At 67.4% G+C, this 1,598-nt stretch carries 2 protein-coding genes; both read right to left on the bottom strand.

All coding sequences use genetic code 11. The features are described 5' to 3' along the window. Positions 1-57: 57 nt before the first annotated feature. Positions 58-315, bottom strand: a complete 258-nt coding sequence (locus EOC06_RS36980) for a BrnA antitoxin family protein (protein ID WP_127397291.1) — start codon at positions 313-315, stop codon at positions 58-60. A 96-nt stretch (positions 316-411) separates the two neighbouring features. Continuing rightward, positions 412-1,598 (bottom strand): molybdopterin dinucleotide binding domain-containing protein (locus EOC06_RS36975; RefSeq protein ID WP_245470413.1); only part of this gene is annotated, 1,187 nt, incomplete at its 5' end.

Genomic DNA, 1,598 nt, shown 5'->3' with positions numbered 1-1,598 from the left:
GTCTGCGCCGCGTCGCTACGCTCCTTGCTCCGCCCGTGGATGACGAAGCGATGGGCGCTACTCGTCGTCCAAACCGCCGGCCGTCGGCTTGCCTTCTATCGCCTGCCGCAAGGCGTCGTTGATGCGGTCCTGCCAGCCCGGCCCATCCTCCTGGAAGTGGTCCAGCACGGCGCGGTCGATCCGGATCGAAACAAGCTCCCTGACGCCTGGAGCGGCCGGCGGCTCGCGCACCGGAGCGGCCGGCTTCTTCACCGGTTTGAAAGCCGCCTCGGCGGCCTCCATCGGATTTGTCGGTCGGCGCGGGGGATTTGCCATTGGGATGACCCTGACTGAAGACGATTCGTGCGCAGCACGCTTGCGCCCACCATAGCCCAACCAGCGCCGTCGCGCAGGCCCCTTTGGTCGGGACAATCACTCGGCTGCTTGAAGACTTTGCGCGTCGATGATGACCCTGATCTCCGCGCGGCAGGAGCCGCAATTCGTACCGGCATGCAGGGCCGCGCCGATCCCCGCGACGCTGCCGCAGCCGCGGCGCACCGCTTCGGCGATCTGGTTGGCGCCGACGCCGAAGCAGGAGCAGACAATGGCGCCGCGATCGACGTCGACCCCGCCCGGCCGTCCGGCCACGATCGCCAGCCTTCCGCGCCGGTCGACATGATCGGCACTTAACTGTTCCGCCGCCCAGCCGCGCGACACGGCGACCGGGCCGGGCGCGACGAACAAGGCGCCTGACAGTTGATCGCCGTCGAAGGCGGCGATGCGATGCTGGCCGGCGTCGCAGTCATGATAGGCGAGCATTTCCGCACCCGGTGACGCGCCGAACAGTGACCCGGCAAAGCCGGCCCAGTCGATGTCGTCTTCGGCAAAGGCAAGCTCGACCCGCCAGCCGCCCTTGCATTTGGCCACGGCCCAATAGGCCGCGGCATCGGGCGACGGCCTATGCCGCGTCACCGCAAAGCCGAAGGCTTTTGCGGCGAATTTCTCGATGCGGGCGGCGACATGTTTCAGCGCCGGCTGGCCGGAAATGGGATCGGTCAGCGGCGCGGTCAGCGTGTCGAGCCGGCCCTTTGCCGAGAACTGATCGGTCCAGTGCATCGGCGCAAACAGGCTGCCCTGGCGCTGGTGTATCGTCACCAGCGCGCGCACCAGCACGTCACCGCGCGGGCTGGAAACGCGCACGATGTCGGCGTCACCGATGCCGAAGCGCTGCGCATCCACCGGGTGGATCTCGACGAATGGCTCGGCGATGTGCTGCGAAAGCCGCGGGCTTTTGCCGGTCCGCGTCATGGTGTGCCAATGGTCGCGGATCCGGCCGGTGTTGAGGATCAGCGGATAGTCGGGACTGGTGCGGACTTCCGTGGTCGGGCGGATGGCGACGAAGCGCGCCTTGCGATCGGGTGTGTAGAAATTGCCGTCGGCGAAGAAGCGAACCTGGAGCCCAGTCGTGCCGACCCCTTCTGGCCAACCTCCAGCTTGAGCGCCCCCCTCTGGCCTGCCGGCCATCTCCCCCTCAAGGGGGGAGATTGGCAGCTTCGCCGACTGCCCTCGTTTTGCGACGTTGTGAATTGGCGAAGGCTGTAGTGACAGCCGATCTCCCC

Source organism: Mesorhizobium sp. M7A.F.Ca.MR.362.00.0.0, assembly GCF_004023175.1.
GTDB lineage: Bacteria > Pseudomonadota > Alphaproteobacteria > Rhizobiales > Rhizobiaceae > Mesorhizobium.
The sequence above is the reverse complement of the archived record's forward strand: the minus strand, read 5'-3'. Positions and strand labels throughout refer to the sequence as shown.

What these genes read in the sequence shown, in the direction of transcription:
- EOC06_RS36980 (WP_127397291.1), bottom strand. Translation starts at nt 315, where the DNA reads ATGGCAAATCCCCCGCGCCGACCGACAAATCCGATGGAGGCCGCCGAG.